The following is a 4,171-nucleotide window of genomic DNA, read 5'->3' as shown; positions in this document are numbered from 1 at the left end:
CAGGGCGAGGTCCTGATGAGCCCGGCCCAGATGGCGCTGGTCGCCGCCGGGGTCGCCAGCGGCACGCCGGCCGCGCCCGTCCAGGTCGTGGGTGCCGAGCCGGCCGGTCCGGCACCCACCGGCCCAGGCCAGCCGGTGCTCGACGCGCTGCGGCCGCTGATGCGCCAGGTCGTCCTCTCCGGGACGGCGACTGCGCTGGGTGACCGCGGCGACGTCTACGGCAAGACCGGCACGGCGGAGTACGGCAGCAACGTCCCGCCGGACTCGCACGGCTGGTTCGTGGGCTACCAGCTCGGCGGTCCGCAGGGCGACATCGCCTTCGCCGTGCTCGTCGAGGGCGGTCAGTCCAGCAGCGTGGCGGTCGTGGTCACCGACGCGTTCCTCGGCGCGCTGGGCTGACGCCCTTCCTGCAGGGTCCCGCTCCGGGGGTGCGAGGAGCGGGGGCGCTGCTCAGGCGTCCGGCAGGCCGGGGAACGCGCTGGTCACCGGCGTCCGTCCGGCGCTCGCCCGCCAGCCGACCGCGCGCACCTCGGCGCCGCTCAGCGCCCCGACGGCGAACTCGCGGGTGCTGCTCTCGACGGCCTGGTCGAGCACCCGCACCCATGCGGCGGACACGCCGTCCTCGAGAGTCACCGCCAGCGCGGCCGCGTCGACCTCCGAGAGCACGGGGAAGGGGAGCGCGTAACCACCCTCGGCGTCCACGATCTCGGCGTCCCGGCCCGCGAGCAGGAGGACGACCTGGTCGCGGAGGTCCCGGTGCGCCGTCTCGGAGGCCGCCGCCGCGGGTTGCGCGTCGGGGCCGAGCGCCGCGCCGACGACGCCGTAGCCCCAGACGGCTGCGTGCTCGGCCGCCAGCGCCTCGCCCAGTGCCGCGTTCTCCGTGCCCTCGTCCAGGTCGGCGGCGTCGTCGTCAGCCATGCGTGGATCCCGTCATGCCAGTCGTGCCCCGGAGCCGCGGAGCCCCGCGGCGATGGAGCCGAGGAGGGCCGCCCGCGCGCCCGACTGGTCCACGCAGGCGGTCGCGTGCGAGGTCGCGGCCGCGGCGATCTGCGCCCGCAGCCAGTCCCGAGTGCCCGGCGCCGGGGGAGGACTCTCGGAGGAGGCAGCCGCCGAGGCGGTGCTCCCCGGGGCCGCCGCCTGCAAGCGGTCCAGCTGGTCGGCCGCCTGGGCGGCCAGGTCGGTCACCTCGGCGGCCAGGCCGGGGTCCGCCGCCCCGGCGGCGGTGAACGCGGCCACCAGTGCCTCCTGGACGGCGACCTGCGCGGCGAGCTCGTCGGCCTGCTCGCTCGTCACCTTCTCCCGCTCGTCGGCGGGAGGGGACGAGCACCCCGTGGCGAGCACCGCCAGACCCGCCGCGGACGCCGCGAGCAGGGTGCGACGGGAGAAGCCCCGCGGGCGCGGTGCGGACATCGGAGACATCGGCCCCATCCTCTCAGCCGGGACGGCGCCGGGCCGGGTGCGGGCCCCAGGCGCGTCCCGCGTCGGCTGCGTCCTCCCCGCCGGGCACGTGCGTCACTCCGGCCCCACGCTGCGCGGTCCGGTGCGGCGTCACGGCCTCTCCACCGGGCGGTAGCCTGACCACTTCCCCTCGAACCGGGCCCGACCAGCGCCGGAGCGCCGAGCGGCCGGCGCCGCAGGCGTGGCGCCGCCGGATCCGAGGGGCATCGCGCTCCGCACCGTGCGGCCGCGTCGAGCCAGAGGAGGAATCCTTGTCCGCCTCTCGCGGCACCCAGCGGAGCGACCCGGCGACGTCCCGGCTGACCGGATGGATCGAGCCCGTGGTCGCCGGGGCCGGGTACGACCTCGAGGACCTCGTCGTCACCCCGGCCGGCCGGCGCAGCGTGGTCCGGGTCGTGGTCGACCGCGACCGGGGCGTGACCCTCGACGACATCGCCGAGGTGAGCCGCGCCGTCTCCGAGGTGCTCGACGCCAACGACGACGGGATGGGCCGGACCCCCTACGTGCTCGAGGTGACCAGTCCCGGCGTGGACCGGCCCCTGACCGAGCCCCGGCACTGGCGGCGCAACACCGGGCGGCTGGTCACGGTCACCGTGGGTCCGACGGGCCGGACCGAGGAGATCACCGGGCGGGTCACCGCCGTCGGCGATGCGGGCGTCGACCTCGCCGTCGAGGCCAAGGGCAAGCCCGGTGCGAAGAAGCGGCCCCCGACGGCCCGCCACGTCCCCTGGGGCGAGCTGGGGTCCGGCCGGGTGCAGGTCGAGTTCGGCCGTGCGGAGGCCGGGGACGACGGGCCCGACGACGACGCCGGGGAGCTCGCGGACGACATCGACGACGACGTCTCGCAGTCGCGAGGAGGAGGACAGTGAACATCGACGTCACCGCCCTGAAGGCGGTGGAGCGGGAGAAGGGCATTCCCTCGGACACCGTGATCGAGGCGATCGAGTCGGCCCTCGTCACCGCCTACCGGCACGCCGACGGCGCAGCCAAGCACGTGCGCGTCCACGTCGACCGCAAGAGCGGCGAGGTCGCCGTCCTCGCCCAGGAGATCGGTCCCGACGGCGAGGTCGTGCGCGAGTGGGACGACACCCCGACGGACTTCGGCCGGATCGCCGCCAGCACCGCCAAGCAGGTCATCGTCCAGCGGCTGCGCGACGCCGAGCACGAGCAGACGTTCGGCGAGTACGCGGGCAAGGAGGGCGACATCGTCAGCGGCATCGTGCAGGCACACGACCGCCGCAACCTCCAGGGCACCGTGCTCATCGACATCGGCAAGGTGGAGGCCGTCCTGCCGCCGGCCGAGCAGGTGCCCGGTGAGGAGTACACGCACGGGAGCCGGATCAAGGCCTACGTCGTGTCGGTGGCCCGCACCTTCCGTGGCCCGCAGGTGACCGTCTCGCGCACCCATCCGCACCTCGTGCGCAAGCTGTTCGCCCTCGAGGTCCCCGAGATCGCCGACGGCAGCGTCGAGATCGTCGCGGTCGCCCGCGAGGCGGGGCACCGCTCGAAGATCGCCGTCCGCACCAAGGTGCCCGGCCTCAACGCCAAGGGCTCCTGCATCGGCCCGATGGGCCAACGGGTGCGCAACGTCATGAGCGAGCTGCACGGCGAGAAGATCGACATCGTGGAATGGTCCGACGACCCGGCCACCTTCGTCGCCTCCGCCCTGAGTCCGGCGCGCGTGTCCAGCGCGCGCGTCGTCGATCCGCAGGCGAAGGCCGTGCGCGTCATCGTCCCCGACTACCAGCTGTCGCTGGCCATCGGGAAGGAAGGGCAGAACGCCCGCCTGGCCGCCCGGCTGACGGGCTGCCGGATCGACATCCGCAGCGACGCGCAGCCGGACGACGAGGCCGCCACCCCGTCGCCGGGGGTGGGCCGTGCACCGCTGCGCTCGGGCGCACCGGCGGCTCCGGCCGGCGGGCGCCCCCCCGGTCACCGGCCGCCTCCCCGACGCGCGGAACATCCGGGACCCACCACGCGCTAGAGTGCAGGGTGGCCGAAACGTCGAATCCGGTACGCACCTGTGTGGGATGCCGGAAGCGCGCTCCGGTCAGCGAACTGTTGCGCGTCGTCGTCCGGTCGGGGGCCCTGGTCCCGGACCCTCGGCGACGGCTCCCCGGTCGGGGGGCATCGGTGCACCCCACCCCGGAGTGCCTGTACGCAGCGGAGCGACGCCGGGCCTTTCCCCGGGCACTGCGCCTCCCCGGAGGCGGTGGTGCTCCGTTGGAGGCCGGTCCGCTCCGGGACCACGTCCTGGGTGCCTCCTCGGAGGCGCCTGCGACCGCGGCCCGGGACGGGCAGCAGTAGTTGAGATCAGGTCGGACCGGCACCAGGCCGGTCCGCATGTCGACAGGACACCGTCGGATGAGTCAGCCGTGAAGTTCCCACGATGACCATGCACCACTAACGACGAGGTCGAGCGGGCAAGCCGCCGGCCTCACAAAGAGGAGACCCGTGCCAGGCAAAGCCCGCGTACACGAACTCGCCAAGGAGTTCGGTGTCGACAGCAAGACCGTGCTCGCCAAGCTCAAGGAGCAGGGCGAGTTCGTGAAGTCCGCTTCCTCGACCGTCGAGGCCCCCGTGGCCCGTCGGCTCCGGGAGGCACTCGGCAGCGCGACCGGGAACGGGACGGCGGCCCCCAAGCCAGCTGCCCGACCGAGCGCACCTGCCCCCGCCCCCGTTGCTCCGGCGGCGCCCGCACCCGTGGCTCCGG

The 4,171-nt window shown here is 74.9% G+C and carries 7 protein-coding genes; 5 read left to right on the top strand and 2 right to left on the bottom strand.

Features of this window, described 5'->3' with window-relative positions; genetic code table 11:
* The coding region (locus E4P40_RS26735) for a penicillin-binding transpeptidase domain-containing protein (RefSeq protein WP_280790660.1) at positions 1–399 on the top strand (399 nt) is incomplete at its 5' end.
* Between the two features lie 51 nt (positions 400–450).
* Here E4P40_RS26735 and E4P40_RS26730 read toward each other — a convergent pair.
* Together E4P40_RS26730 and E4P40_RS26725 are read right to left on the bottom strand one after the other, a co-directional pair.
* Positions 451–918: a ferritin-like domain-containing protein gene (locus E4P40_RS26730; protein ID WP_135161335.1), complete on the bottom strand. Its 468-nt coding sequence runs from the start codon at positions 916–918 to the stop codon at positions 451–453.
* A 12-nt stretch (positions 919–930) separates the two neighbouring features.
* The gene (locus tag E4P40_RS26725; protein ID WP_135161334.1) at positions 931–1,419 is read right to left on the bottom strand and encodes a hypothetical protein; all 489 of its coding nucleotides are present in this window, start codon (positions 1,417–1,419) and stop codon (positions 931–933) included.
* A gap of 290 nt (positions 1,420–1,709) precedes the next feature.
* Between E4P40_RS26725 and rimP the strand changes: the two genes are divergently transcribed.
* The 4 genes from rimP to E4P40_RS26705 all read left to right on the top strand — a co-directional run.
* Positions 1,710–2,327 (top strand): ribosome maturation factor RimP, encoded by a 618-nt coding sequence (gene rimP / locus E4P40_RS26720; protein ID WP_135161333.1) that lies wholly within the window; start codon positions 1,710–1,712, stop codon positions 2,325–2,327.
* On the top strand, positions 2,324–3,442 hold the full coding sequence (gene nusA, locus E4P40_RS26715; RefSeq protein WP_135161332.1) for a transcription termination factor NusA: 1,119 nt from the start codon (positions 2,324–2,326) through the stop codon (positions 3,440–3,442). The genes rimP and nusA overlap by 4 nt, the downstream gene beginning before the upstream one ends.
* Positions 3,443–3,450: 8 nt before the next feature.
* On the top strand, positions 3,451–3,765 hold the full coding sequence (locus tag E4P40_RS26710; protein ID WP_135161331.1) for a YlxR family protein: 315 nt from the start codon (positions 3,451–3,453) through the stop codon (positions 3,763–3,765).
* A gap of 147 nt (positions 3,766–3,912) precedes the next feature.
* Positions 3,913–4,171: translation initiation factor IF-2 N-terminal domain-containing protein (locus E4P40_RS26705; protein WP_135161330.1), on the top strand; the 259-nt coding region annotated here is incomplete at its 3' end.

The organism is Blastococcus sp. CT_GayMR20, assembly GCF_004570345.1.
The sequence above is the reverse complement of the archived record's forward strand: the minus strand, read 5'-3'. Positions and strand labels throughout refer to the sequence as shown.

Bases quoted from the DNA above. Each gene is read 5' to 3' on its own strand.
- E4P40_RS26725 (WP_135161334.1), bottom strand. From the start codon at position 1,419: ATGTCTCCGATGTCCGCACCGCGCCCGCGGGGCTTCTCCCGTCGCACC.
- E4P40_RS26730 (WP_135161335.1), bottom strand. From the start codon at position 918: ATGGCTGACGACGACGCCGCCGACCTGGACGAGGGCACGGAGAACGCG.